At 36.7% G+C, this 24227-nt stretch carries 21 protein-coding genes and 1 tRNA gene; 19 read left to right on the top strand and 3 right to left on the bottom strand.

The features are described 5' to 3' along the window. Positions 1 to 391 precede the first annotated feature (391 nt). Positions 392 to 467, bottom strand: a tRNA-His gene (locus NH454_RS18385). 279 nt (positions 468 to 746) lie between these two features. Between NH454_RS18385 and NH454_RS18380 the strand changes: the two genes are divergently transcribed. The 17 genes from NH454_RS18380 (at position 747) to NH454_RS18300 (ending at position 18902) form a co-directional block, all read left to right on the top strand. After that, a complete protein-coding gene (locus NH454_RS18380; RefSeq protein WP_054563554.1) occupies positions 747 to 1565 on the top strand; it encodes a mechanosensitive ion channel domain-containing protein in 819 nt (272 codons plus the stop codon). 35 nt (positions 1566 to 1600) lie between these two features. Continuing rightward, a complete protein-coding gene (locus NH454_RS18375; protein WP_253039912.1) occupies positions 1601 to 2380 on the top strand; it encodes a DUF481 domain-containing protein in 780 nt (259 codons plus the stop codon). A 105-nt stretch (positions 2381 to 2485) separates the two neighbouring features. Then, entirely contained in the window at positions 2486 to 5167 is a 2682-nt protein-coding gene (locus NH454_RS18370) for an SLBB domain-containing protein (protein WP_253039910.1), read from the top strand. A gap of 14 nt (positions 5168 to 5181) precedes the next feature. Next, a complete protein-coding gene (locus tag NH454_RS18365) occupies positions 5182 to 6216 on the top strand; it encodes a nitroreductase family protein (RefSeq protein ID WP_253039908.1) in 1035 nt (344 codons plus the stop codon). A gap of 75 nt (positions 6217 to 6291) precedes the next feature. Next, positions 6292 to 6687 carry a type II secretion system major pseudopilin GspG gene (gene gspG, locus NH454_RS18360; RefSeq protein ID WP_135923337.1) on the top strand — a complete coding sequence of 132 codons (396 nt, stop codon included), beginning with the start codon at positions 6292 to 6294 and terminating at the stop codon, positions 6685 to 6687. Then, positions 6687 to 8342 carry a GspE/PulE family protein gene (locus tag NH454_RS18355; protein WP_138558753.1) on the top strand — a complete coding sequence of 552 codons (1656 nt, stop codon included), beginning with the start codon at positions 6687 to 6689 and terminating at the stop codon, positions 8340 to 8342. Before gspG ends, NH454_RS18355 begins: the two co-directional genes overlap by 1 nt. Then, complete coding sequence (locus NH454_RS18350; RefSeq protein WP_135923338.1) at positions 8342 to 9541, top strand: type II secretion system F family protein; 1200 nt, start codon at positions 8342 to 8344, stop codon at positions 9539 to 9541. The genes NH454_RS18355 and NH454_RS18350 overlap by 1 nt, the downstream gene beginning before the upstream one ends. After that, complete coding sequence (locus tag NH454_RS18345) at positions 9525 to 9926, top strand: type II secretion system protein (protein WP_135923339.1); 402 nt, start codon at positions 9525 to 9527, stop codon at positions 9924 to 9926. The genes NH454_RS18350 and NH454_RS18345 overlap by 17 nt, the downstream gene beginning before the upstream one ends. After that, complete coding sequence (locus NH454_RS18340; RefSeq protein WP_135923340.1) at positions 9919 to 10326, top strand: prepilin-type N-terminal cleavage/methylation domain-containing protein; 408 nt, start codon at positions 9919 to 9921, stop codon at positions 10324 to 10326. Before NH454_RS18345 ends, NH454_RS18340 begins: the two co-directional genes overlap by 8 nt. Continuing rightward, the gene (locus NH454_RS18335) at positions 10320 to 11024 is read left to right on the top strand and encodes a prepilin-type N-terminal cleavage/methylation domain-containing protein (RefSeq protein ID WP_135923341.1); all 705 of its coding nucleotides are present in this window, start codon (positions 10320 to 10322) and stop codon (positions 11022 to 11024) included. The genes NH454_RS18340 and NH454_RS18335 overlap by 7 nt, the downstream gene beginning before the upstream one ends. Beyond that, on the top strand, positions 11024 to 11923 hold the full coding sequence (locus NH454_RS18330) for a type II secretion system protein GspK (protein WP_253039906.1): 900 nt from the start codon (positions 11024 to 11026) through the stop codon (positions 11921 to 11923). Before NH454_RS18335 ends, NH454_RS18330 begins: the two co-directional genes overlap by 1 nt. After that, positions 11892 to 13016 (top strand): hypothetical protein, encoded by a 1125-nt coding sequence (locus NH454_RS18325; RefSeq protein ID WP_253039904.1) that lies wholly within the window; start codon positions 11892 to 11894, stop codon positions 13014 to 13016. Before NH454_RS18330 ends, NH454_RS18325 begins: the two co-directional genes overlap by 32 nt. Then, positions 13006 to 13569, top strand: a complete 564-nt coding sequence (locus NH454_RS18320) for a hypothetical protein (protein ID WP_135923344.1) — start codon at positions 13006 to 13008, stop codon at positions 13567 to 13569. Before NH454_RS18325 ends, NH454_RS18320 begins: the two co-directional genes overlap by 11 nt. After that, positions 13566 to 14033: a hypothetical protein gene (locus NH454_RS18315; protein ID WP_138558750.1), complete on the top strand. Its 468-nt coding sequence runs from the start codon at positions 13566 to 13568 to the stop codon at positions 14031 to 14033. Before NH454_RS18320 ends, NH454_RS18315 begins: the two co-directional genes overlap by 4 nt. Further along, a complete protein-coding gene (locus tag NH454_RS18310; protein ID WP_138558749.1) occupies positions 14026 to 16107 on the top strand; it encodes a secretin N-terminal domain-containing protein in 2082 nt (693 codons plus the stop codon). Before NH454_RS18315 ends, NH454_RS18310 begins: the two co-directional genes overlap by 8 nt. A gap of 474 nt (positions 16108 to 16581) precedes the next feature. Continuing rightward, positions 16582 to 18045 (top strand): hypothetical protein, encoded by a 1464-nt coding sequence (locus NH454_RS18305; protein ID WP_135923347.1) that lies wholly within the window; start codon positions 16582 to 16584, stop codon positions 18043 to 18045. 272 nt (positions 18046 to 18317) lie between these two features. Next, on the top strand, positions 18318 to 18902 hold the full coding sequence (locus NH454_RS18300; RefSeq protein ID WP_138558748.1) for a hypothetical protein: 585 nt from the start codon (positions 18318 to 18320) through the stop codon (positions 18900 to 18902). 62 nt (positions 18903 to 18964) lie between these two features. Here NH454_RS18300 and NH454_RS18295 read toward each other — a convergent pair whose 3' ends face one another. After that, entirely contained in the window at positions 18965 to 19852 is an 888-nt protein-coding gene (locus NH454_RS18295) for a sulfotransferase family 2 domain-containing protein (protein ID WP_138558747.1), read from the bottom strand. After that, positions 19824 to 21155 carry a flippase gene (locus NH454_RS18290; RefSeq protein ID WP_253039902.1) on the bottom strand — a complete coding sequence of 444 codons (1332 nt, stop codon included), beginning with the start codon at positions 21153 to 21155 and terminating at the stop codon, positions 19824 to 19826. Before NH454_RS18290 ends, NH454_RS18295 begins: the two co-directional genes overlap by 29 nt. Positions 21156 to 21284: 129 nt before the next feature. Here NH454_RS18290 and NH454_RS18285 point away from each other — a divergent pair, with 129 nt between their 5' ends. Both NH454_RS18285 and NH454_RS18280 read left to right on the top strand, forming a co-directional pair. Further along, entirely contained in the window at positions 21285 to 22433 is a 1149-nt protein-coding gene (locus NH454_RS18285; protein WP_138558745.1) for a polysaccharide pyruvyl transferase family protein, read from the top strand. A gap of 145 nt (positions 22434 to 22578) precedes the next feature. Next, entirely contained in the window at positions 22579 to 24051 is a 1473-nt protein-coding gene (locus NH454_RS18280; protein WP_253039900.1) for a hypothetical protein, read from the top strand. Positions 24052 to 24227: the final 176 nt, after the last annotated feature.

The following is a 24227-nucleotide window of genomic DNA, read 5'->3' as shown; positions in this document are numbered from 1 at the left end:
AGTCATAAAGGGGCGAATACATTAAAGTGACCAGGGGTAGCTCCCCAAATAGAGTCCGTATATAAGCCAGCATCTAATCTTTATTTAATAAATACTCCGTTGACAAAAAACGGGGAGTCCATATAAGAACACAGAGGCGCTGCGCGCTACACAGAGAAAATCAAATTATCACAAAGAGGATAAGAGAGCGCTTCGCTTAAGAGAAAGTAATATTGTGGTTTCCTCATTCACTTCTCTTTGTGCAAAAGAAATAATATTGAACCACAAACAACCCCGAACAGCCAAAGCTGACAGCTTTTAGAATTAAAGTCAGTCGATGAAGATAAAACTAAATCTTGAGATTAAAATAGAAAATATTAGTGAAATATAGGGATTTACAAAGGGGGAGAAGTGGGGCGACTGATGGGGCTTGAACCCACGACAACCGGAATCACAATCCGGGGCTCTACCAACTGAGCTACAGCCGCCACTGAGATACACCTCGTTTGGTGTGGCGCGCATATTACATAATTAAGTTTAGCTTGTGAAGCCCTAAATTGAAAAAAGTAGAAAAAACTTACTTACCTCAGAAAATTCAGAATCGTCACCTTGGTCAGCGGGCGTTCAGTTTTGCAGATTAGACTTGCGTTTTTTGTAATTAGGCAAATACTCATTTCTTAGTTTTGCGCGTAATTTAATGATTTTTTAACCAAAGATCATATATAATTTGTACAGCGTTATGCTAAAAATGAACTTCAGGAGAGAACATGGATACAATAATGAACTGGATCAACGAGAATTCAGGTTTAATCATACATTACGCCGTTCAGGCGGTTCTAGCGCTAATCATTTTCTTCATCGGTGGTCGCATCGCTAAATTCTGCGAAGGCTTAACCGAAAAAGCATTTGATAAAAAGAAAGTAGATAAAGCTGTAGGTTCATTTGTTGCTAGTATTGTCTATGCAATTGTATTTGCTGCAACAATCTTAATGGCACTATCTCAATTAGGTATTGAGACAACGTCATTCATTGCTATCTTAGGTGCGGCTGGTTTAGCAGTAGGTTTAGCATTGCAAGGTTCACTGTCTAACTTTGCATCAGGTGTTTTAATCATTTTACTTCGCCCATTCAAATCAGGTGACTATGTAGAAGCTGGCGGTAAAGCTGGCACAGTTAAGAAAATCGAAATTTTCTCTACAGAACTTCGTACACCTGATAACAAAGTAATTATCATGCCTAACTCATCAATTATGGGCAGCCCAATTACCAATTTCTCTCGTGAATCAACTCGTCGTATCGATTTAGTAATCGGTGTTGGTTACGATGCAGACTTAAAAGAAGCAAAAGCAGTTCTTAAATCAGTGTTAGATAAAGAAGAGCGCTTATTAAAAGACCCAGCATACACAGTAGCTGTATCTGAACTAGCAGATTCAAGCGTAAACTTTGTCGTTCGCCCATGGGTTAACTCAGCTGATTATTGGCCAACATATTTCGATCTAATGGAAAACATTAAGATCGCATTAGATGATGCCAACATCACCATCCCATTCCCGCAAATGGATGTTCATTTGCATAAAGAAGACTAATAAGTCGAACTTAAAGTAGTAAAGGTTATTTTTTAATGAAATTAAAAGCTTTATCAATTCTAGTTGCAGCCTCAGCTGCAACTAGCGCATTCGCAGCAGATGAAACCAAAACTTGGGATGTAACCAGTGAGTTAGGTGCTATTGTAACAAGCGGTAACACTGAAACAACCACACTAAAAGGTGGTATCAAGGTTTTACATAACCTAGAAAACTGGAATAACGAGTACAAGTTAGACGGTCTTTATAAAGAAGATGAGATCGAAAACGACCAAGGTGTTAAAGAAACACAACGTACTAACGAAAAGTACTCAATCTCAGCGCAAGGTAACTACAAGTTAAACGAAAAGCACTCACATTTATTCATCTACGGCTCGCACGTATCTGATTACTTTGGTGCATACCGTAACGAGTCAGTTATCTCAGCGGGTTATGGTTTACGTTTAATTGACCGTTCTGACATGTGGCTTAATGCTGAAGTCGGTCCGGGTTATAAGTACTTCCAATACCCAGATGACAGCACTGAAGTTGATGACAACGGTAATTCGCTTGCTGGTGAGCGCGAAGGTGAAGTAATCGCACTAGGTAAAGTTGATTACAACTGGCAAATTTCAGACAGTGCACGTTTTACTCAGTTAGTATCAGTTGAATACGGTGATACCAACACCAAAACACGTTCAGAGTCTGCAATTCTTGCTAAAATCAACGGCTCACTGCAAATGAAAGTGGCATATAACATCACCCAGAACTCAGATGTTGCCGATGACAAAGAAAACACAGATACAGAAACGTCATTGACGCTTGTGTATAGTTTCTAATTTTTAAGTTAATAATAAATGGGTAAACTTGTTTACCCATTTTTTTTGCTTATGAAATGATGTAGTATGCCGCGGCTATCTTTATTTTCTTAGAAGGGAAACTTTGTGAAGTTTTTTAGACTTGTAATCGCTCTTTTTATCTCGCTTATATTCATAACTGAGGCTCATTCAGTCACTCCAACTAAGCAACAAATAGAACAATTTAAAAAGCTACCTAAGTCGCAACAAGAAGCGCTTGCTAAGAAATATGGCTTAGATCTTAGTATGTTGGATTCAACAGGTCAAAACGCGAATCAGTTAGAAAATGAAAATACTGATACTGTTTTGTCTCGAGGGATGTTTGACAATAATAAAGATAACAAAGAAATTACAGAAGAAGATAAGTTTAAACCTGAAGAAGATAAGCTTAAACCATTCGGTTATGAACTTTTTTCTGGTGAACCAACCACGTTTGCACCGTCAGAAAGTGCTCTAGTGCCTGATTCTTATATTGTTGGTCCAGGTGATACTTTCTCAGTTAGCTTATTTGGTAAAGAATCTTCTACAGAAGAAGTTGTAATAGACCGTGAAGGCCGCTTAACAATTAATAAACTTAAGCCAGTCACAGTTAGTGGTATGCAATACAGTGATGTAGTTGAACTTATTAAAGCTAAAGTTAAACAAGAGGTTATTGGTACTGAAGCTTTTGTATCAATGGGCAAAACACGCTCAATCCGTATTATGGTTTTAGGTGAGGCATACAAGCCTGGTGCTTATACTGTTCCTTCATTAGCTTCAATTACCCATGCGTTATTCGTGAGTGGTGGTGTATCAGAGATTGGTTCTCTTCGAAATATACAACTAAAGCGTGCAGGAAAGACAGTAACAACTCTCGACTTATATAACCTGTTGATAAAAGGTGATAGTAGTAATGATGTCATTTTAAAGCCGGGTGATGTTGTGTTTATTCCACCTGTTGGTATGCAGGTGAGCGTTAAAGGTGAGGTACGTAGACCCGCCATTTTTGAGCTTAAAAAAGATGAGTCTAGTCAAGATTTAATAGCTATGGCTGGCGGTTTTAATGCCGCTGCATATCCGCAGAAAACAGTTGTAGAGCGTTATACTGGTAATAGCTCGAGAACAGTTTTGCAACTTAACTTATCTAATAAAAATGCGTATAAACCAAATGATGGTGATGTAATTCGTGTTCCATCTTCTAGCCAAGAGCTTGATAACGCTGTGACCCTACTTGGTGCTGTTGCTCATCCTGGCAATTATGCTTGGCATGAAGGAAAAAAAGTGAGCCAACTATTTGGTTCACTTAAAACTGATTTATTGCCAATTGCTGATTATGACTATTCTTTAATTGTCCGAGAAATTAATCTTCGTGGTGATATAGAGGTACATCAATTTTCACTTCTAAAAGCGATAAGTGGAGAAGAAGACCTAGAATTAAAACCTCGAGATATTGTGGTTGTATTTAGCCGCTTCCAATCTTTAGAAAATGAAGAAAATGCGCTTACCGGTATGGCGTTGACTCAAGAGCAGTTAAAGCAACAAGAAAAAATTAAGCTTTGGGATGAGTACGAAGAGCGCAAATTCTATGAGTTTATTGATCTTGGTACAGCCTTGGATAAAGAGCTTGCAGAGTCTTTAGTTGAAGAAACTAAGCAGGAAGTGCTATCAATAACTGAGCTGTTGACTAACAAAGAAGAGTTGAAAGAAGATGAATACGCAGTATTTAGCCGTAAAAAGCTATTAAAGCCTATCCTTTCTAAGTTGAATCAGCAAGCTACAAAAGATGGTGGACTTCAAATTATTGGCGTGCGTGGCGAAGTATTCTATGAAGGAGTTTATCCTCGCCCTGTAAATGCTAATGTGGGTGATGCAATTATTGCGGCTGGCGGCTTAAAAGAGTCAGCGTATCTTCAAAATGCAGAAATTACGCGCTATAAAGAAAATTCTGTACTTGAGCACATCGGTGTTGATTTATCCAGCTTAAAAGATAAAAGCTCAATCAGTAAATATGAGTTAAAGAGCAAAGACACGATCAACATTTATCCAATTCCGAATTGGCAGCAAGATCGAAAAATCAACATTATTGGTGAGGTAAAATTCCCTGGTGTTTACAGTATAGCTAAAGGTGAAACGCTATCTAGTGTTATTGAGCGTGCAGGGGGCTTCACTGAGTTTTCATTCCCTGAAGGTGCTATTTTTACTCGAGAATCTATTCGTTTACAACAGCAGCAGCAATTAAATAAAATATCTGAAGACTTGAGAAGAGATATTGCCTCTAAGAGTTTTAACAGCTCAATAACTGATGCTTCTTTATCATATCAAGATATGAATAGCTTACTTACAGATCTTGCTAAAGTTAAAGCCGTTGGCCGACTAGTTATTGACTTACCTTCGATCGTTAATGGAAAGCGCCGTTTAGAAGTAGAAGATAGTGATGTTTTATATGTTCCTTCTAAGCGTAATAGCATTAATGTTGTCGGTGAGGTTAATTTCTCAGGTTCTCATCTATTTCAAGATGAGCTATCACTTGACGATTATTTAAATCGAAGTGGTGGTCTTAAACAGCGCGCTGATGAAGAGCGTATTTATATCATCAAAGCAAGCGGTTTAATTGAAGTTCCTGATGCAGGCTCTTGGTTTGCAGTTAACAATGACTTCCAGCTGTCACCAGGCGACACAATTGTTGTTCCACTCGATACGGATTACATTGATAATTTGACCCTTTGGAGTTCGGCAACACAAATTATGTATCAAATGGGTGTAGCTGTTGCAGCAATAAGCTCACTGTAATTAGTTAGAATTTGATGAAAACAACGGTAATCAAATTATTAAAAAAGGTAATAGAGCAACTTCAAGCTGCTCTTTTACCTTTGTGTAGCAAATCTGCAATTCTATCTGGACTGTATTTCACTTTCTTCTCACGAGATTTTTTCTATGAGCATCAAGCCATACTGAAAGCCCGTTTAGCGTATAAAAGACAGCAAGGCATGCATGGGAAATCAAGTGCATTATTGCGTAGAAATATACATCGCTTAGAGAAAGGCTTAATTATGCAACCTAGGAGAAGTATTTATGCACTTGATTATATAAGTGAAACCATTGCTGCTTATCGTGTTGCGCTAAGTAACTCTGAGGTAGACCAATCAGAACTGCAGTGGGCGTCAGATGTAATAACGGAGTACTTTTCTGTAGTAGATAAAAATAACCCTGTTATTAATGAAAGCTTTTTAGCTTTTAACCAGCTATCAACTTTGTGTTCAACCTCGAAAAAACCATACTCTTACCATCAAAAAGCTCCTCACAAAGTAGAGTATGAGGATTTCTTAGCCTTAACAAAGTTTCGTACGTCGGTACGCTGGTTTCAATCAAAAAGCGTAGAAATAGAAAAAATAAAGAAAGCGATCGATGCTGCTTTACAAGCTCCAAGCGCATGTAATAGGCAGCCTTTTCAATTTTATTCTATTTCGAGTCAGCCATTACTTAAAAAGCTAGCTAATCTCCCAGGAGGAACAGCTGGATTTGCAGACAACATTCCACATTTAATTGCGGTTGTGGGTGATTTATCTTATTACCCACTTTCACGCGACCGTCATGTAATATATATCGACAGTTCGCTTGCATCAATGCAGTTTATGTTAGCACTTGAAACTTTAGGGTTAAGCAGTTGTCCTATTAACTGGCCTGAATTAATTAATCAAGATAAGGCTGTCGCTAGTTTACTCAACTTACCACAATATAAGCGTGTTGTTATGTTCATTGCTGTAGGTTACCCATCCAATTCAGGAATGATACCTTATTCTGATAAAAAACAAGCTAAAGACATTCTAAAACATGTTTAAGACATATTAATTCGTTATATCGACAGCTTTTTTCCCGCTTGATATACTCGAAAAAGTTAAATTTAAGGAGTTCTCATGAAAAAAAATAAAGGTTTCAGTTTAATGGAACTAATGATAGTTCTTATCATACTTGGGCTGTTAGGTTCACTAGTCGCTCCTAAATTATTTTCAAAGGTAAGTTCATCTAAAGTTAAAACCGCGATTGCTCAAATGCAAATGTTTGAAACAGCAATTGATACATACCGTCTAGACATGGGGACTGTACCTCCATCTCTTCAAGCATTACGAAAAAGTGACTCAGCAAATTGGGATGGACCATATTTGCCAAAAGACATTCCTCTAGACCCATGGGGTAAAGAGTACATCTATAAGGTGCCTGGTGAAAATGGCTCTCCTTACAGCATTATGAGTTATGGACTTGACGGCCAACCTGGTGGTGAAGGTGAAAACGAGGATGTAGTTCATAAATGATGGAGCTAAGCCAATTACTTGCTGAACAATTTAAAATATCTGCGGCTGACATAGATAAAGCTAAGTCATATCAAAGTCGCTATGATGGCAGGCTAGAACAAATTTTAGTTAATATGGGCTGCTTGACAGAAGAGGACTTAGCACCACTTTACAGCAAGTTATTAGGCTACCCTCTTTTTAATGCTGAAGATTATCCAAATTGGCAACTACCTGAAGACATCAATGTCGAAATACTTCGAGCGTTAAAAGAGCTTGATTGTGTTTTACTCGAGGCCAATGAGGTATGGACTATTGCATGTAAAGATCCATTATCTTTGTCACTTGCACAATTTATACAGCAACAGAATGTTGATGTTATTATTTTGGTTGCAACAGAAGCTCAGCTTCAAACTTTCTTTTATGAAATTCAAAGTTCATCAGAGAATAGTGTTGAAGAAGATGAGTTAACAGGTGACGAGGAGGCAAGATTAAGAGAGTTAGCTTCAGAAGCTCCTACGGTTAACCTTTTAAACTCACTGATAACTAAAGCATTAGCTAGAGGTGCTTCTGATATGCATCTTGAGCCGCATCAAGGGCGCTTTCGCGTTAGATATCGAATTGATGGGGTCTTACATGAGGTTGATAAGTTAGCTCCAAAAATGCAGCTTCCTATCACAACTCGACTTAAAATACTTTCTGGAATGGACATTGCTGAAAAGCGCCGACCTCAGGATGGAAAAATAGAACTACGCATAGCCAATCAAGAGCTTGATATTCGTGTTTCTGCTTTGCCATTGAACGATGGTGAAAGTATTGTTTTGCGTTTCCTGCTTAAAGACTCGATTCGTTATGATATGTCTGTTCTTGGGCTTTCCAATGATACACAAAGTCTAATTCAGCAAGACTTACGTAAAACAACAGGTGTAATCTTGTTAACTGGGCCTACAGGCTCAGGTAAAACAACAACACTTTATACATTCTTGAATGAGCTTAATCGTCCAGACGTAAAAATCATTACATTAGAAGACCCAGTTGAATATCAGTTAGAGGGGGTTAACCAAGTACAAGTTAATAACGATATCGGTTTTAACTTTGCCGCAGGTTTGCGCTCTATAGTACGACAAGATCCAGATATTATCATGGTGGGTGAGATACGTGATGCAGAAACAGCACGTATCGCTTTGCAGTCGGCATTAACTGGGCATTTAGTATTCAGTACTGTGCATACAAATGATGCCGCAAGTGCTTATACGCGTTTACTTGACTTGGGTGTTGAAGAATTTTTACTAAATGCGGCTTTAGTTTCTGTTGTCGCGCAACGTTTGGCTAGACGTTTATGCCAACACTGTGCTGAGCCCTTAGAAGATACTAGCGAATTGCTTTCTCAGTATCCATTAGAGCAGGTAGCTAAAAACGCAGCAATTAGTGAATTAAATATTAAACAGGCTGTAGGCTGTGAGCATTGCAATCATACTGGGTTCAAAGGCCGAATCGCTATAAATGAATATCTTCGTTGTGATGATGAAATTAAGCAATTACCTAAAAACGATCAATTTATATCTCGTGCGCAAGCCCATAATGCACAGCTAAAGCGACGTAATTTAATGCAAGATGGTTTGTATAAAGTAATTACTGGCGTAACCACCATTGATGAAGTTCTACGAGTAGCTGGCTAATGGAGTTTGAATATAAAGCGATTGATAATCAAGGCACGCGTCATCAAGGTGTTGTTAGTGCAACTAACCAAGCAGATGCACAAAAAAAGCTCTTAACAGAAGGGCTCAATGCATTATCGATTAAGCCCATTGATAATACAAAAAGTATTAGCAGTCTGTTCTCGCAAAAAGTAACCCTTGATCAACTCGAGTTTTTTACGAGTGAGCTAGCTCTACTTTTAGAAAGTGGAATTCGCGTAGATCGCGGAATTGATATTATTAAAAAAGCAAATGGTCATCCTGCGTTGACACGTTTGTTAAGCCAAATTTCTGCATCTTTAAAAAAAGGTGCTTCGTTAAGCGAAGCGTTCTCACAGCATGAGCAGCTGTTTGGTCCTTTGTATATTAGCCTACTTAAAATAGGTGAAACGTCAGGAAATCTACCAGAAGTTTTACAGCGCTTATCAAACGACTTAAAGTTTCAAAAAGATTTGCGTTCTCAAATAAGCACCGCATTAACTTATCCTAGCGTTATATTCTTTGTTTGTATCATGGCGGTTTATTTTGTGCTTACATTCATTGTCCCCAAAATGTCAGGTATTTTTACTGACCTTAGCCAAGCTCCCTGGTACACACAAATGATTATTAATGTCAGTAATTTTTTTGTGGATTATCAAGTGATTATTATCAGTGGGATTGTTGCGGCAATTACAGGTTTGACATATGGCTTAAAGCAACCTGAAGTGAAAAACTGGTTTTATGTCAAAGTATCGCATTTACCAGGTATCGGAAGTGTAATTTTAACGGCTGAGCGTATCCGTTTTTCCCAATCAATGGCAATGATGTTAGAAGCTGGTTTACAGCTAGATACAACACTGGAGTTGACAGCCAACACTTTAAAACATCCAGAATTAAAACGAGATGCCAAACTAGCACTTAAGCAGCTAAAAACCGGTAAACAGTTGAGTCATGTGTTAGAAAAAACACGCATATTTCCAGACTTTTTTCTATCGATAATCAAAGTTGGCGAAGAAACAGGGCGTTTACCAAGAGTTTTTTCAGAAGTTGCTCAGCGTAGTAAATCTGAATTGGAAGGAATTATTAAAAAGCTGACCACTATGCTAGAACCTATAATGCTTATTTTTATGGGTGGTTTTGTTGGTGGTATCGTAATCACTATGTTGATGAGTATGGTATCAATTAATGATGTCCCCTTTTAAAATCAAAGGATTCTCACTCATTGAGCTAATGGTCGTTATGGCAATAATGGCTGTTTTAATGGGGTTGACGGGCGGTGTTATTGTTAAGAATGTTGCTCAACAGACTCGTTTAGTTGAGCTTGAAAAAACCCAAAATTACTTCAAAATGCTGAGTTATAAGGCATATTATGGCGGCTATCCTATAAAGGTTGATCTTGATGGCAGCATGTTCAAAATCAGTATTGCCGATCAAGTCACGAATCTTGAATTTGAAGAACTTGAGTTTGAAAAGTCAAGTTATACCATAAACACAAAATCAGCCATTATGCCGAACTCCTTCACTGTAAAGTGGAATGAAACTAGTCGTGAATTTCCAATAAATACAATGTTCAAGCCTTATGAATAAAAATAAAGGGTTTACGCTGCTTGAAGTATTAATCGCGGCGATTATTTTGTTTACAGCATTAGCTTTAGCGAGTGAAATTTTTAAAAGTGCTACATTATCAACTGATATTGCAGTTAAAAATGCCAAGTACTTCCAAATCACCCCTTCAGCTATCACTGCTATAAAATTCGATCTGCGAAGTAAAGTAAAAAATCGCGACATACCAGAAGCAGATGGTGAATTGGAGTTATTTGGTATTTATTACTCTTGGCAAGCAAATCGAGAAACTTTTAATAGCCCGCCGACAGATGAGTTATCTGATTTTTCAGAGCGAAACCGTTTCTCAATTTACAATGTAGATATACTTGCTAAAAGTGCAGGCCGAGAAAGAGAGTTCTCTTTTAAGGTTGCAACATGGTGAGAATACAAAGTAAACAAACTGGCTTTACATTAATCGAGCTTTTGTTAGCTACAAGTGTATTGATGCTAGTGTTATATGCAGGATATTTTGGCTATGGTTTGTACACTCAAAAATGGCAGACAAGAACCAACTACTTTTGGCAGCAAAGCCAACAAGCACTTGCATTCGATGCAATTACTCGAGTCTTTGAATCAGCAAGCACATACGTTGTTGAATCGGATAAAAACGAGCCTGCACAATATTTTTCAGGTGACAAAGAAAGAGTCATATTTATAAGCACTTCACCTTTATTTAACCATGAAGCTTCTGTCGTAGAATTTAAGATACTACAAAATGATGGAGTTTATTCACTCGTATATAATGAGGCTTCAATGAGAAATAACTTACTGTTGAAACAATCTGATGTTATTGAGTGGGAACATCAAGTTACGTTGCTTGAGAACTTAAAAAGAATCTCTTTTGTTTATTATGGGTGGTCTGGCTTAGATGAGGTTTCTAGAAACTACAAAGAAGATAATGTAAATAGTCAAACTAAGCCACAGCTTTATGCCAAACATGTTATGGAAGATATTCGTATATTACCAATTAGCTTAACACTCGAAATAGAAGGGCATGAGGGAGAGCGAAGTCATTTTCCTGTAGCTCTACCAGAAGAAGCTTTCTCTGTTCTGATCGATTACTTAAGGTTAGAAATATAATGCAGTTCCAAAGAGGTATTGCTCTGGTGCAGGTACTGATAATTACTCTTGTCCTAAGTACCCTTGGGTTATATATAATAAAATCCTCGAGAGACCAGGTCGCCACAACGTTCGAAATTAAGGAAGCGTTGTCTTTGCGTATAAAAATTGAAAATACCGAGGCTCGAGTTATTAATGCGCTATTAAGTCAGTTTCGGATTCAAAACGTAACAAATGAATCTGACATCGCCAAAAACTGGAATTTTTATAATAAACCTTTTGAAGTGGAGGGGGTTTCAGTCCAACTTCAAGACTTAAACGGCTTAATTAGCTTGAATGTTGCAGATTTACAGCTACTTAAAGATGTTCTGATGAAGTTAAATGTTTCGCCATCTGAGAGTGATATATTTATTGATTCGCTAGCTGATTGGAAAGATGAAAATGACCTTAAAAGATTGAATGGGGCTGAAAGGGCATATTATGAATCGCAAGATATGCCAGGTCCTAGGAATGGTTACTTGCAATCATTGGCTGAAGTTAGTCACATTAGAAATAGCGATATATTAACCCCTCAGCAATGGAGTGAGTATTTTACCGTTGAACATATCACAGGCTTTAACCCGGCAAACGCTCCGGAGCCAATTTTGCAGGCATTTATTAAAAATGATACAACGGTAGCTAATTTAGTTGGACTGCGCGATAATGCAGGATTAAATGGTAATACCTTTTACAGGGAATCAGGCATTGAGCCTGACGAGTTTATTAACTTTCTCCCTGGCGATAGTGTAAAAGTTACTCTAACAGCAAAAAAATCTAATCAACGAGTGTCAAAAAGCTTTACGGCGAAAATAAGAACGCGTTCTTTAACTCGCCCTATTGTTATTACTAATGTTATCTGGAATCAAAATGAAGTTGAGTGAGTTACTTCAAAACGTTAAAAATAAAAAATGGTTGCTCAATAGCATTGCTTACTACCACGAAAATTTATTTTTACTGGCAGCAAGTGAATTCAAGGTAACTGACAAAAGTAAAAAAGTAATCATAGTCTCTCGCCGTAATTATAACGAAAAATGGCAGACTTACCCTTCAGTAAGCTTAAAAGAGTTGAAAGACATTTTAAAGCTTCAAAAAGAGACTTCGAATAGCCTTATAATTGAAAGCTTTTCTAAAAATGAACAGCAAGAGGGCTACGATGTAAAGACGATTACTTTTTCAGAAAAGCTTACCGATGAGTTTTCTAAGCATATACTCATCCCCGAGACTGAATTAATTAATCACTACTATAAAGATCGAAAGGTTGTTATCGAAGCACAGACACCTGCCGGTAATCTATTTTATAGTAAAGTGGAAGGTAAAACGAAAAGTGCATACAAACAAGGTTTAGTATCATCATTAGAATCGTTCTGCTTAAGTATTGGCGTACATAGTGATGTAGCTAAGGTATCGCTTACACAGGACGATTATGCATCTTTGTTAAATGAAGCTATTTTGAATACACCTTTCTTAAGCCTTTATAAAACAGCTGCTTTTGATTTTAAATCGAGCGTAGATTACAAGCTCTTACATAGTCTTTATTATGGGCCGTTAATTTCTGCAGGGATATTCATTGCAGGAGTAAATGCCTTTTATATGTATAAAGCTAACTCTCTAGAAACAACACTATTAAGCTATCAAGGCGGGGTCTCTGAGCTTCTGGAGCAAAAGCAAAAAATTGATCTAGATAAACTATATGTTGAACAGGTATTACAAGAGTTTGAACTCTACCCTAATGTTCATAGCCATTGGGATATTGCATATAAAGCGATTTCAGAAGGAATGGACATACAGGAGTTTTCTGGTTCTAAATCGAATGTTACACTCAGGGGTTTTGCAGATTCAGCTTCAAGTATTCTTGCGGTCATAAGTGAGTTGCCAATGGTTGAAAGTGCCCAATTTAGTGGTCCCGTCAGGAAATCAGGCAAGAGGGATTACTTTATCATGGAGCTAAAGGTAGTGGGTGAAAATGAAAAGTAACCTTTTAAAATATAAAAATTATCTTTTTGTCTTGTCGGCTTTGATTGTTGCAAATTTTGTATTGGATCCTATGTGGAAAAATATTGAAACGTTGCAGCAAAAAGTTTATTTGGATGAATCCAAAGTAGTTAAGGTTGAAAATTTAATAGCTAATAAAAAGCAAATAGAAAAACAAAGTGGTTTATTATCTATTAATAAGTTGAAGTTACAGCCGTATCTATTTACTGCAAGTACAGAGTCCGAGTTCAAATTAACAGCTCAAGGAAAAATAGAAAAACTGTTGCAAACCAATAATTGCAATGTTGAGCGAATAGGTTGGGCGGGTAAAAGTAATATTGAACAACAATTAGTACGCTGGACATTAGAAGCCAGGTTTAGAGGTAATCCTGAATGCGTATTGAATGTATCTAGACAATTAGAAAGTTTAGAGCCAATGGTTAAAATTGCTGATTATTCCTATGCAGGTAAAGAAGTATCAGGTGATAAACAAAATTATATGGTTGTCGCTCTTACTTTGATAATGTGGCAAAACGCAAATGAGGTTGCATTATGAAGTGGCTCATAGCGTTTTTATCTGCTTTAACAGTTGTTGTTCTTTTAAATTCATTAGATATGCCTGAGGATGTGGCTTCTGGGAAAGGTAATGAACTAAAAGAAGTTGGTAAAATTAATTTACGTAATAAACAACCTGAATTAGAAGTAGAAAAACAGTGGTTAAAAAAAGAAATTGAAAAACCTAAAGTAGAAGAAAAGGTAAGTGCACCACAGGAGAAAAAAACAGCATTTCCTGTTTTAGAAATAGAAGGGCAGAAGTACCAACTACTGGGTATATTTAAGCAAAAAATGAAACCTTTTGTGTTATTGAAAAATACTGAAAATAACTTGGTTAAATTACAAGTTGGAGATGAGCTTACTAAAGGTATTTTCTTAGAGGAAGTTACCGCATCAGCGATAATCATCAAAAAAGGTAGCGACACAATTAAATTTAAACTTTTTGAACGTAGTGACAATGGCTAATAAACTTTACAATTTAACCCTTTCAACCTGCTTGGTGTTAGGGGCGACAAGCTGTGCATCGCTTGTAGATCCAAATTCAAGTGTTGAAACAGAAAAAGTAACTGTTTCAGAATCTTACCTTGATTTACCGCAGGGTGAACAACGTGAAGAGGCTGTTGAATTAGAGCAAGCAGAGCAGGTAAACGGTAAAACTGAGCGATTGAATCGACTATCAGATTCAAGACAGGCAACAACATTAGAAATCGATTTATCAAAGTCTTTTTCTCAAAACCCTCAGTTTCAAGTGTCTGTGAATGCATTGCCACTTAATGACTTTATTCATTATGTATTCGGAGAATTGCTTGATACATCCTATATTTTAGAAGCGAGTGTAAAAAGCAACACTACGCCTGTAACTTTAGATTTAAAAGAACAGTTAAGCGCTAAAAAATTATTTTTACTAGTTCAGCAAATTTTGTCACAGAACAATGTCAGTATTGTTAAAAATGACGGGATTTTTTATCTACATACTAATAACGCAAATACTAGAACAGATAAGGCATTTGGGTTTGGTCGTAATGAAGAAGCGGTACCAAATGTATCAGGTCAAATAGTTCAGCTTGTACCAATTCAGTATGGTATGCAACCTGGTCTGCGTAATATTATGAGCCAACTTGTCGATACCAATAATACCTATGATGCGTCGCAAGCATTATTAACGATTGAAGGCAAAAGAGAACAAGTACTCAGAGCGCTTTCGTTAGTATCTCTGTTAGATAGCCCTGCAATTTATAATAAAGCAACAGCTCTTATTGGATTTGATTATTTGAGCTCGGAAACTTTCATCAAAAAAGTTACCGAAATACTCAAAGAAGAAGGAATTACAGTTGCTGATGGTGGCCCATATGCAGCGAGTGTGAAGTTTGTTCCTTTAGAGCACTTGGGTAAAGTGGTGGTTTTTGCTAGCAGTGATGAAATTATTGACCGCGTAGCGTTTTGGCGCAAAGAGCTTGATAAACCTGCTGCTGGTGCTGAACAAAGCTTTTACATCTATCATCCTAAATATGCGCGCGCCTCTGATTTAGGGGCAAGTTTAGCTCCTCTTGTTGGTGGTAGCCTTTCTGGTGGAAGTAATCGTTCAAAACAAACTACAAATGAACGAACTTCTTCAGCGAGTACGCGCAATACCGATTCTCAATCACAAAGTGGTAATGAAGTACAGACAGTTGAAGGCGACAACATGCGCCTAGTGGTTGATGAAAGAGCAAATGCACTTATTTTTTACTCTACAGGTCAATATTATCAAGAGCTGCAACCTATTATTAGACAGCTTGATATCATGCCTAAACAGGTCATGATGGAAGTCGTTATTGCTGAAGTTAAATTAACGGGTAGCTTCTCTAAAGGGGTTCAGTATGCAATTCAAAATGGACCATCTACAGGACGTAATGAAAATATTAGTTTCAATACTGAAGGAAAAGGCGGGTTTAGCTACTCAGTAGTTGGGCTTCCGGGTAATATAAGTATTAACTTGTCTCAAACAGATGGATTAGTAAATGTATTGTCTCGCCCTACATTATTGGTGCGTGATGGCGTTTCAGCCAATATCAATGTAGGTGACGATATACCTACCATTGGCAGTACCACTGATGATCCACTGGATGGAACTGGAAGACAAACAACTACAATTGAGTATCGCCAAACAGGTGTTAATTTAACAGTAACGCCGACTATTAATGCCCAAGGTACTGTTATAATGACTATTGATCAGAGTATTTCAAATATTTCTGATACAGATGGCTCAAGCAGCACCCCAGCATTTTTTGAGCGTACATTAAAAACGGAAGTAGTAGCCGGTAATGGGCAGACAGTGATGTTAGGTGGTTTGATCAGTGAAACTAAATCTAACGGGGCTTCATCTGTGCCATTTTTTGGTACTATTCCAGTGTTAGGGCACCTATTTAGAACGGATAGTAGCTCAGCTGATAAAACAGAATTAGTGATTTTAGTTACGCCAAAAATAGTACAAAACACCGAAGACTGGCAGCGTGTTAAAGAAAGCTTTATTAAAGGTCTAGAAAATCTTAAGTTTTAATGTTTTTTTTAACAAATAATTACTTGAAAAATGACCAGTTAAACGATAATTTAGCTATGTTCAGTGAAAGTTAACTTACGTATTCAAAAAAGCGGTAATAAAACTATAACTGTACGTGCTTTAACGGGTTTACTTAAAACTTCTTAAGTAACTTTTGTCATAAAAATGTTGGTATTGCATGTTACGATACTCAGAAGCTTAAAAACTGAGTCATCAGCATGCAAACGAACAAATTAAATTAAGAGGGTTGGCTAATAATAAATGCCTATTTTAGTTTCTATATTGTACTAAAATGTGTGAAAATACTTTACTTGTTCATAAAGTGTGCATGTAAGGTTAATTACTTGACAAGTTTATTGTTAACCCTTAAATTTAGCTTGATCTGGCAAAACTCCAGCCAGAACAATAAAAAATCTTGGTGTATTGCCTTCATTAACAATACATCAGTTTCATGAAACTAGGAGAATGGAAATAATGAAACTATTCAAAAAAGCGCTTTTAGCTACTGCTGTAGTAGGTGCAATGGGTGCACAAGCGGCAACTATCTCAAGTGACGCTAAAAAATTATCTGCAGAAGGTGTTGCATTAAAAGTAGCAGCAACTGCTGATACTCTAACTTTCGACATCGTTGTTGATAAAGACCACCCGTCTTCGTCAGTAATCACTTTAAACTTCGATTCAAACGTTGATCTTTCAAGCACAGCTGGTGTTATCACTGGTGGCGCTGTAACTCAAGGTGTTGCATCAGGTACAGCTTATGCTGGCGATGTAGGTTTTGACTACGGTACTGGTAGCTTCACATTTGACGACGTTAAAGTTACAAATGGCGACGCAACTAAAGGCGAAACAGATTCAATCTCTTTCAAAGTAAACCTTGGTAACCCACTTACAGCTAACTCAGCGTTCCGCGTTGTTTTAGGTAACCACAACTACGGTGGTACTAACGGTGTTGCTAAAGTTCTAGTTAAAGGTGCTTCTACTCTTAGCTACGTTTCTAACAAAGCTGACAAATCAGTTATCGAAACTGGTACTGGTGTGATTGCTTCTGAAGTAACTCAGTTTGGTTTCAAAGTTGATACTCAACTTGACGGCCTAATCATGCGTGACGACCTAACGAGCTTCGTAGGTACAAACGGTTCTGCAGTTAAAACTGATGCTCTTAAGTACACTTTCACAAATGATGAGTCTCTAGGTCTAGCTCTTCAAAACGTTAACGCGAAAATTAACTTCGCTGGTAACTTCAAAGGTGTAACTACGACTGTTTCTGGTACTACTTTAGGTGCTGCTTCTACTGCTGCAGCAGGTAACACAGCTGGTACAGCAGGTACTCTATCTCTACCTACTGCTACTGGTGGCACTACACCTATCGCTGTTTTAGATTCATATGTAATGACTACTCCAGCAACTCCAGTTAAAGCAACTTACGTTAACACTGTTGATTTCACAAACGGTTCTACAAGCACTGTTCAAATCCCAGTAACTGGTGACGTTGAAGCTTCTGTTACAGTAACTAGCGCTTCTAACGCAACAGTTGGTACTGACGGTTACTCTTTATACTCTAAAGTAGCTGCTGGTGAGTGGGCTGTTGACGCAACTATCATCAACGTTCCTTACGTTCCAGTAAATGCTCCTAACACTGATACTTTCATCCACTTCGCTAACGAAACGGATAAAGAAGTAGATGTTATCGTTACTGCTATCGATAACAACGGTAAAGAGTACGGCCCAATGAACCTTGGTGCTAAACTAGCTGCTAACACTGTAACTAAGATCTCTGAGCCAGCAATGGATACTCTATTCGGTCTTAAAGGTGCTACTACTAAACTAAGCGTTACTTTCAACATCGACGCTGATAAAGGCGACGTAAACGCTTACGCAGTTAGCCAAAACGACAAAGGTCGTACAGAAGTTTCTACTTCACAACAACGTGGTAACTAATATTAGTTAGTAAACTACTTTGTAAAAGCCTGGCTTAAGCCGGGCTTTTTTATGCTTAAAAACTTATTGCTACTAACTTTTATAGGCCTGAAAAGTATTTACAAGAATACAGGGAACAAAAGTACTAAATTTATGTCAACATAAAGTGCTTAAATTATCATAGAAGTAAATTGAGCATTGCAGCGCCAGGCGAAGGTATCTAAAATAGCTTTCAACTGTTATTACAGTTCAGAAAAAGTTGTTGTCTTAAGTAATTTAATTAAAGGTAAAGCATGAAATTTAAAACAGTATTTTTAGCATCAAGCTTATTCTTTGCAGGGATCAATTCAAGCATTTTACAAGCATCAACACCATTACTTCAGGCACAGCAAGGAAGTGAAGCTTGTGATTTCGATATTAAGTTTTCATCAGAGCCAAAAGAAAAACAGCAAACCTTAAACATCGGTAATGGCGTTGATTTAAATTTAAAACAGTTTATTTCTATAAAACAAATCAAAGCTGCGAACATTGCAAGTAATGTAACTTGTCAGCAACTCGTAGGTCAAAAGTACACAGGTTCAAAAGAAGAATGGCAAGGCTTTGTGAAAAATGCCTTACAAGGCTTAATTAACTCAGGCTTTAAAGACTTACAATTTACTCGTGTGGGTCAGGATGATGCTGTCTACGAAGGTGACCTTGAAAATATGGAATATAGCTTCACTGGAGCTATAAATAAGAATAAACAAATTATCCATAACTTAGCGGTGTTAGATAAAAATAACAATCAGGTTGTTATTATTTCAGTGAGTGGAAATGAAAGAGTGGCGGATGAAATTAAAGAAGAGTACACCAATTTAGTTAAATCATTCAGCTTATAAAGTGAATCTTTTTATAGGTAGACGTGATAAAGCTAAGCGTCTACCTTAATTTTATACCTAACCTAACTGTAGATCTCTTTTGCTCGTAAGTAATTCTCTGTTTCAAAGCGACATAGATGTTTAATTCTTTGTTCAATATGTGGCTCATTTAAATAATTTTGAAGAGTGCTTTTTACTATTTGTTTATTGCTTTCTAAATGACTTTCAGTGGTGTTGTGGTTACCAATATGTATTGCTTTACCTGTAAGCGATTTAACTCCTTGGCTAAATTTATCTAGCTCATCAAGAAAACCGACCAAATTATAGCTTGCCAGGTTTGCAATAAATTCAGCTTGAATAGCTTTCGCATCTGCTTCATCTGCAGCAAATCGGCCTGTTACACACATGCTCGTTACATTAGCCATTTGCCACCCGCGTCGGTGAGATAATATAGCATCTACTTCTTGAGTAAGGTTATCAGTAGAAAGGTTGTTAGGCGACATGATAGGTAAAGAGTTAGTCAATTTATTATAAACATAGTTAGATTTAAAACGGCTTACAGGTTCACGTAACACGGTAAGAAAATGATATTGTTTTGCAAACTGATCCAACAATTGTTTGTTGGTGGTTACATGCCCACTTATGTATTGCCAGTTCTGCGCTAGGTGGTAAGCAAGTAAACCAGATAATTGCTTCGCATGGTGGTCGCTAAATTCACTAATACTATCTAGATCGTTAATTTCACGGTTCATGCCTGCTAGGCTCATCGCAATAGCACCCTCGCGGCTAAATCTTGGTTGGCCAGCTACAGCAAACTGTTCTCGAAGGGCTAAATCAATCGATATACCACCTGACTTAGGAATATGTATAAAGCAAATTGACTTTGACTGAGTATCGGAACTTTTTGCAATGCGTCTCAAAGTAAGGTCATAACCAAATTGGTTAATTAGTTTTTTTATAGTGCTTTTCATAATGTACTTTTAAATTTTGGGCTAACTTTATTAAGATAAAGGGTGAATTTAGCATCGATTGGTGAAGTATTTTGGCATAACTGCGGGTTTTGTTATTTATAAACAAAAAGCCATAGCTTGCTACCATATAAGAGATAAGTGTTGCCCAAGCAGCACCTATTCCATGGTATTTTGGAATTAAAACCAAATTGAGTAACACATTAATTACAGCGCCAGCAACATTTGACACCAAACTATATTTATAAAGTTTTTCTATAATGAGCCATTTGGAAAGAACAGCCCTCTGAAAAATAAAGACGCTAGCAAATATATGGATACTCAGAATAGCTGCACTAGCACGATATGATTCGCCATAAATTAGTGTTATCAATTGTTTGGAAAAGAACCAAAGAAAAATGCTCAGTGTTAGTGCTATTAATGTAAGTACAACAATCAATTGTTGTAGAGTGACTTCGTAGGCATGGTAAGCCTTAAATCTCGTGTGACTTAACTGAGCTGTATATACGTTTGCAATTAATACAGGGAAAACATACCAAAACTCCGATAGTTTAGCGGCCGCAGCATAATAAGCGACAGCTTCTGTGTTAACCAACTGCGCGAGCATTATTTGATCGACTTTTAAATAAAGTGCAGCAGCAATTCCAGAAAATAGAAGCCATTGACCTTTTTTGTATAGAGCGAGGTGAGAACTTAACCTTGCTTTTCGTTTTATTTCTTTGTGGTGCCCTTGAGAAATATAAATAAAGTAATAGCAACAGCCAATAAAAACACTTTCTAAACCTTGAAGAAGAACTAAGCCTTGCAGGCTGGCAGAGTTAAGTATAGCGACAAGTTTCGCGACATTGATGAAAGTAATTATGATTAAGCGGACTCGGACAAGTGTAGTAACTTGTTTTTTTGCAATATAAAAAAATTCTAGTACGTATAAAAAAGTAAAACCTTGCATAGCAACAAGAAGGATAATGAGCTTTGATTGCTCATTAGCGATATCTAAAAAGTGCAGGCAAATGAGAGTAGTCACTAAAACAGAAAAGCAAGCGCCGAGTAAGCGTATACGCAATGCTGATTTTATGTAGTAATGACTATTTTTGGGGTGCTTCACCACATACTTAGTAACAACATTATTTAAACCCATAATACAAAGAGGGCTAAAAAGACCTGCAAATGAAATAATATACGAAAAGTCGCCAAAAAAAGTAGGTCCTGCTATACGGGCTAGCAGTACACTATTAAAAAAGCTGAGTCCTAGTAAAACTACCTTTTCTAAGATCAAAAATAGCGAATTTTTAACGTTTGAACTCATCACACGCTTTCATCGTTAAGTTAAACGCGTATCTTATCGTAAAATATAGAAATTGCACAGAACGCTTGAATGCATATTCATTGATGTATATGCTAACTGACTTTTCTTTTATATGGCTGGAAACCAATAGTGTTGATAGAGATTAAAGGTGTTCAATTTGTCAATAAAGGGGCAGAATTAATGCTTGCCTCAATTATTTCTCAGCTTGCAAAAGAATTGCCTAGTGCTGATATTTGCCTAGCACATAATAAAAATTCGCCTTATAAAAATCGAGCTAGAGTTGGCGCTTATCAAAAGATTAACTTAAGAAAAAATATCATTGATCTAAATGGTGTTTTTTATTTTTTTCCTCGTTTTATTCTTAATTATTTTAAAAACCGTTTTGGTATTGTGACAGAAGCGGATGTTGATGTTGTATTAGATGCATCAGGATTTAGTTATGGTGACCAATGGTCTGATGTAATTATTAAGCAAGTCGCAAATGAAGTGTCGAGATTTAAAAAAAAGCGTAAACATTACATATTCATGCCGCAATCATTAGGGCCCTTTACACGAAAGAGCAATAGGCTTAGCGCAAAAAAAGCTTTCAAAAATGCCAGCTTGGTATTTGCTAGAGAGGAGCCTTCTTATAAGCATGTAATGGACCTTGTTAGCGAGTCTAGCCACATAGCTCAAGCACCTGACTTTACAAATTTACTTATTCCAACTGAGCTGAGCGAATATACAAAATATAAAGATCATATAATTATCATTCCAAACTCGAAAATGCAGAGTAATAAAAATAAAGATGACTGGTGGCGTGAGCATTACGTAGAGACGCTGGCATTTTTAGTTAATAAAGCTCAAGAAGCTAACGAAAAAGTTATAATCGTCAATCATAGTGGTTTTGAAGATGCCATCCTGTGCGATGAAATTAATCAATTAATTGCTAAGCCATGCGAAGTGATTGAGCCTAAAGATGCAAAAGGAGTAAAATATTTAATATCAAATGGGAAGTTAGTAATTTCCTCAAGGTTTCATGGCTGTGTAAGCTCTTTATCGCAAGGAGTTCCATGTATTGCAACCGGTTGGAGTCATAAATATCAAGAGCTTTTTAATGAGTATGAAGTTTCGGATATGCTAATAGCCTCAGGCATTACAAATGAGCAGCTAAGTACTTTACTTAACATAACTTTAAAGCAATTAGAACAGAAAAAAAGTGGCCTAGAAAAGTACATTATTTCATATAAGCAAAAAAGTGAAAAAATGTGGTTGCAAGTATTTGATATTTTAAAGTAATTGCTTACTTACTACTTCAAGAGCTAGTTAAGTTGTCATATGGAAATTAGTCAATCTTGAGCATTTACTGTTAAATTAGATGCTATGCATTCTTTTTACCTGTTTGTGTAGCTTTGTTCCTTACTTAAATTTTTAGGATTAATAAATGAAAGGGTTTTATATAAATACTTGCCCTCCAAATATTCCACAAGTATTCCAAGAGTCACTATCTTCAAAACAAATAAGTGACCAATGTATTGCCGTATATAAGCAAGACTTTGAGTTATCAGCTAACAACTTAAATATGGTAGGTTGGTTTATATATGATGGAAAACTAAATAACATAGAAGCTCTTTCAAATGATCTTGAAAAAGTTGGTTTTCAAGCTCTAGATAATATTGAATTTGGTGTGTATTCAGGTGTTTTCTATTCAAGTGACGAAAGCTACTTCTTTCAAGACAATTTTGGCTTAAATTTTCACTACTTACATATAAATGAAAGCGAAATTATTATCGCTCCAACAACAAAAGCAATTGAAGATAGTGCTCAGTTAAAAGTATCAACTTTACATGAGTCCTTTTTAAGTAAAAGAGGGCATTTGTTTGGGTCTTGCACTAAATATCAAAAAGTAACCTGCTTACCTCTTGGAGCTATCGTTGCATTAAGTAGTGGTGAGATTGTTAAACAAAAAAAAATATCAGAAATAATTAGAACAACTCAAAGTAGCCTTGAATGCATACCAGGCATGACAAGAAGTTTAATTGATAAAATACCAGAAGAAAGTAGATGTTTGGCTTTATCAGGTGGTTTTGACTCACGGTTAATTCTTAGTCAAAGTAAAATGAAACGTGGATACTGTTATGGTCCCGAGAGTAGTGCGGATAGACCAATTGCAAGGCAGTTTAAAGGTGATTTTGATAACTTTCATGAATTTGAATTTGATCTGAACCCAGCATCTGAAACAGAGGCTCAGGTTTTTTCAGATTTAGTGGAGTCACCGGAGCAGTATAATGACGCACAATTTATAAATGCATATCATACAGCATTCAAACTAACCAAAGAATCTGATTTCTTCTTTGATGGCTATCTAGGGGATGTATTTCAACGAGGGACTTATCTTTATTTCCCCGGAGTTTTAGGAGAGCTGTACCGCTTTTTTCCTTCGTTATATAAAATTTTGCCATTCAATGCGAAGCAATTGCTTAAAAGACGTTACTCTAACTTGAACAAAGAAGAGTTTACAGCCTTATATGAAAGTTTTTGTAGCGAAACACAAGATCTTAATCTTTCAGATTATAACAAAGTAATTTTGTATGAGGCATTTTTCGCTAGGGGACGCAGGTATATATCAAGAGGTGCATTAAGTATAAATGGTTGTTTTAAAGAAGTAATACCAGTTTTTATGCATCCTTCACTTCAATCTATTTTTGCAGCACAGAACTATCATGATGCGGTTTCTTTTAAAAATATAAAAAAGATATGGAAAGAAGTTGACTTGAACTATAAAACAAAGAAATTTGAAAATGGATATAGTCTTAATACTCCCAGTTTTATGATGCCCAAGCTTGCCTTGTTATATCGTTTACTAATTCACTTTGTTCCAGGCTTCCAAAATTATTCAACTTCTAATAAAAAGTAACTTTAACTAAGTGCATAATGCACAAATTTGTTATTCCCAATTGTTACAATATTACAGTGCCGCTACATGTTTTAAAATAAGTGCTATTATACTAACTGTAGCGGCAGGTTAGGTTGTGTTTTGGCTCATTTTATTTAAAGAAAATGTTTAGCAACAATGAGTAGATAGGCAAATCG

The organism is Pseudoalteromonas sp. Ps84H-4 (assembly GCF_024124645.1).
In the GTDB taxonomy this organism is placed as follows: Bacteria; Pseudomonadota; Gammaproteobacteria; order Enterobacterales; family Alteromonadaceae; genus Pseudoalteromonas; species Pseudoalteromonas lipolytica_C.
This window is presented reverse-complemented; position numbering and strand designations above follow the sequence as displayed.

What these genes read in the sequence shown, in the direction of transcription:
- NH454_RS18380 (WP_054563554.1), top strand. Translation starts at nt 747, where the DNA reads ATGGATACAATAATGAACTGGATCAACGAGAATTCAGGTTTAATCATA.
- NH454_RS18375 (WP_253039912.1), top strand. Translation starts at nt 1,601, where the DNA reads ATGAAATTAAAAGCTTTATCAATTCTAGTTGCAGCCTCAGCTGCAACT.
- NH454_RS18365 (WP_253039908.1), top strand. Translation starts at nt 5,182, where the DNA reads ATGAAAACAACGGTAATCAAATTATTAAAAAAGGTAATAGAGCAACTT.
- gspG (WP_135923337.1), top strand. Translation starts at nt 6,292, where the DNA reads ATGAAAAAAAATAAAGGTTTCAGTTTAATGGAACTAATGATAGTTCTT.
- NH454_RS18355 (WP_138558753.1), top strand. Translation starts at nt 6,687, where the DNA reads ATGGAGCTAAGCCAATTACTTGCTGAACAATTTAAAATATCTGCGGCT.
- NH454_RS18350 (WP_135923338.1), top strand. Translation starts at nt 8,342, where the DNA reads ATGGAGTTTGAATATAAAGCGATTGATAATCAAGGCACGCGTCATCAA.
- NH454_RS18345 (WP_135923339.1), top strand. Translation starts at nt 9,525, where the DNA reads ATGATGTCCCCTTTTAAAATCAAAGGATTCTCACTCATTGAGCTAATG.
- NH454_RS18340 (WP_135923340.1), top strand. Translation starts at nt 9,919, where the DNA reads ATGAATAAAAATAAAGGGTTTACGCTGCTTGAAGTATTAATCGCGGCG.
- NH454_RS18335 (WP_135923341.1), top strand. Translation starts at nt 10,320, where the DNA reads ATGGTGAGAATACAAAGTAAACAAACTGGCTTTACATTAATCGAGCTT.
- NH454_RS18330 (WP_253039906.1), top strand. Translation starts at nt 11,024, where the DNA reads ATGCAGTTCCAAAGAGGTATTGCTCTGGTGCAGGTACTGATAATTACT.
- NH454_RS18325 (WP_253039904.1), top strand. Translation starts at nt 11,892, where the DNA reads ATGTTATCTGGAATCAAAATGAAGTTGAGTGAGTTACTTCAAAACGTT.
- NH454_RS18320 (WP_135923344.1), top strand. Translation starts at nt 13,006, where the DNA reads ATGAAAAGTAACCTTTTAAAATATAAAAATTATCTTTTTGTCTTGTCG.
- NH454_RS18315 (WP_138558750.1), top strand. Translation starts at nt 13,566, where the DNA reads ATGAAGTGGCTCATAGCGTTTTTATCTGCTTTAACAGTTGTTGTTCTT.
- NH454_RS18310 (WP_138558749.1), top strand. Translation starts at nt 14,026, where the DNA reads ATGGCTAATAAACTTTACAATTTAACCCTTTCAACCTGCTTGGTGTTA.
- NH454_RS18305 (WP_135923347.1), top strand. Translation starts at nt 16,582, where the DNA reads ATGAAACTATTCAAAAAAGCGCTTTTAGCTACTGCTGTAGTAGGTGCA.
- NH454_RS18300 (WP_138558748.1), top strand. Translation starts at nt 18,318, where the DNA reads ATGAAATTTAAAACAGTATTTTTAGCATCAAGCTTATTCTTTGCAGGG.
- NH454_RS18295 (WP_138558747.1), bottom strand. Translation starts at nt 19,852, where the DNA reads ATGAAAAGCACTATAAAAAAACTAATTAACCAATTTGGTTATGACCTT.
- NH454_RS18290 (WP_253039902.1), bottom strand. Translation starts at nt 21,155, where the DNA reads ATGAGTTCAAACGTTAAAAATTCGCTATTTTTGATCTTAGAAAAGGTA.
- NH454_RS18280 (WP_253039900.1), top strand. Translation starts at nt 22,579, where the DNA reads ATGAAAGGGTTTTATATAAATACTTGCCCTCCAAATATTCCACAAGTA.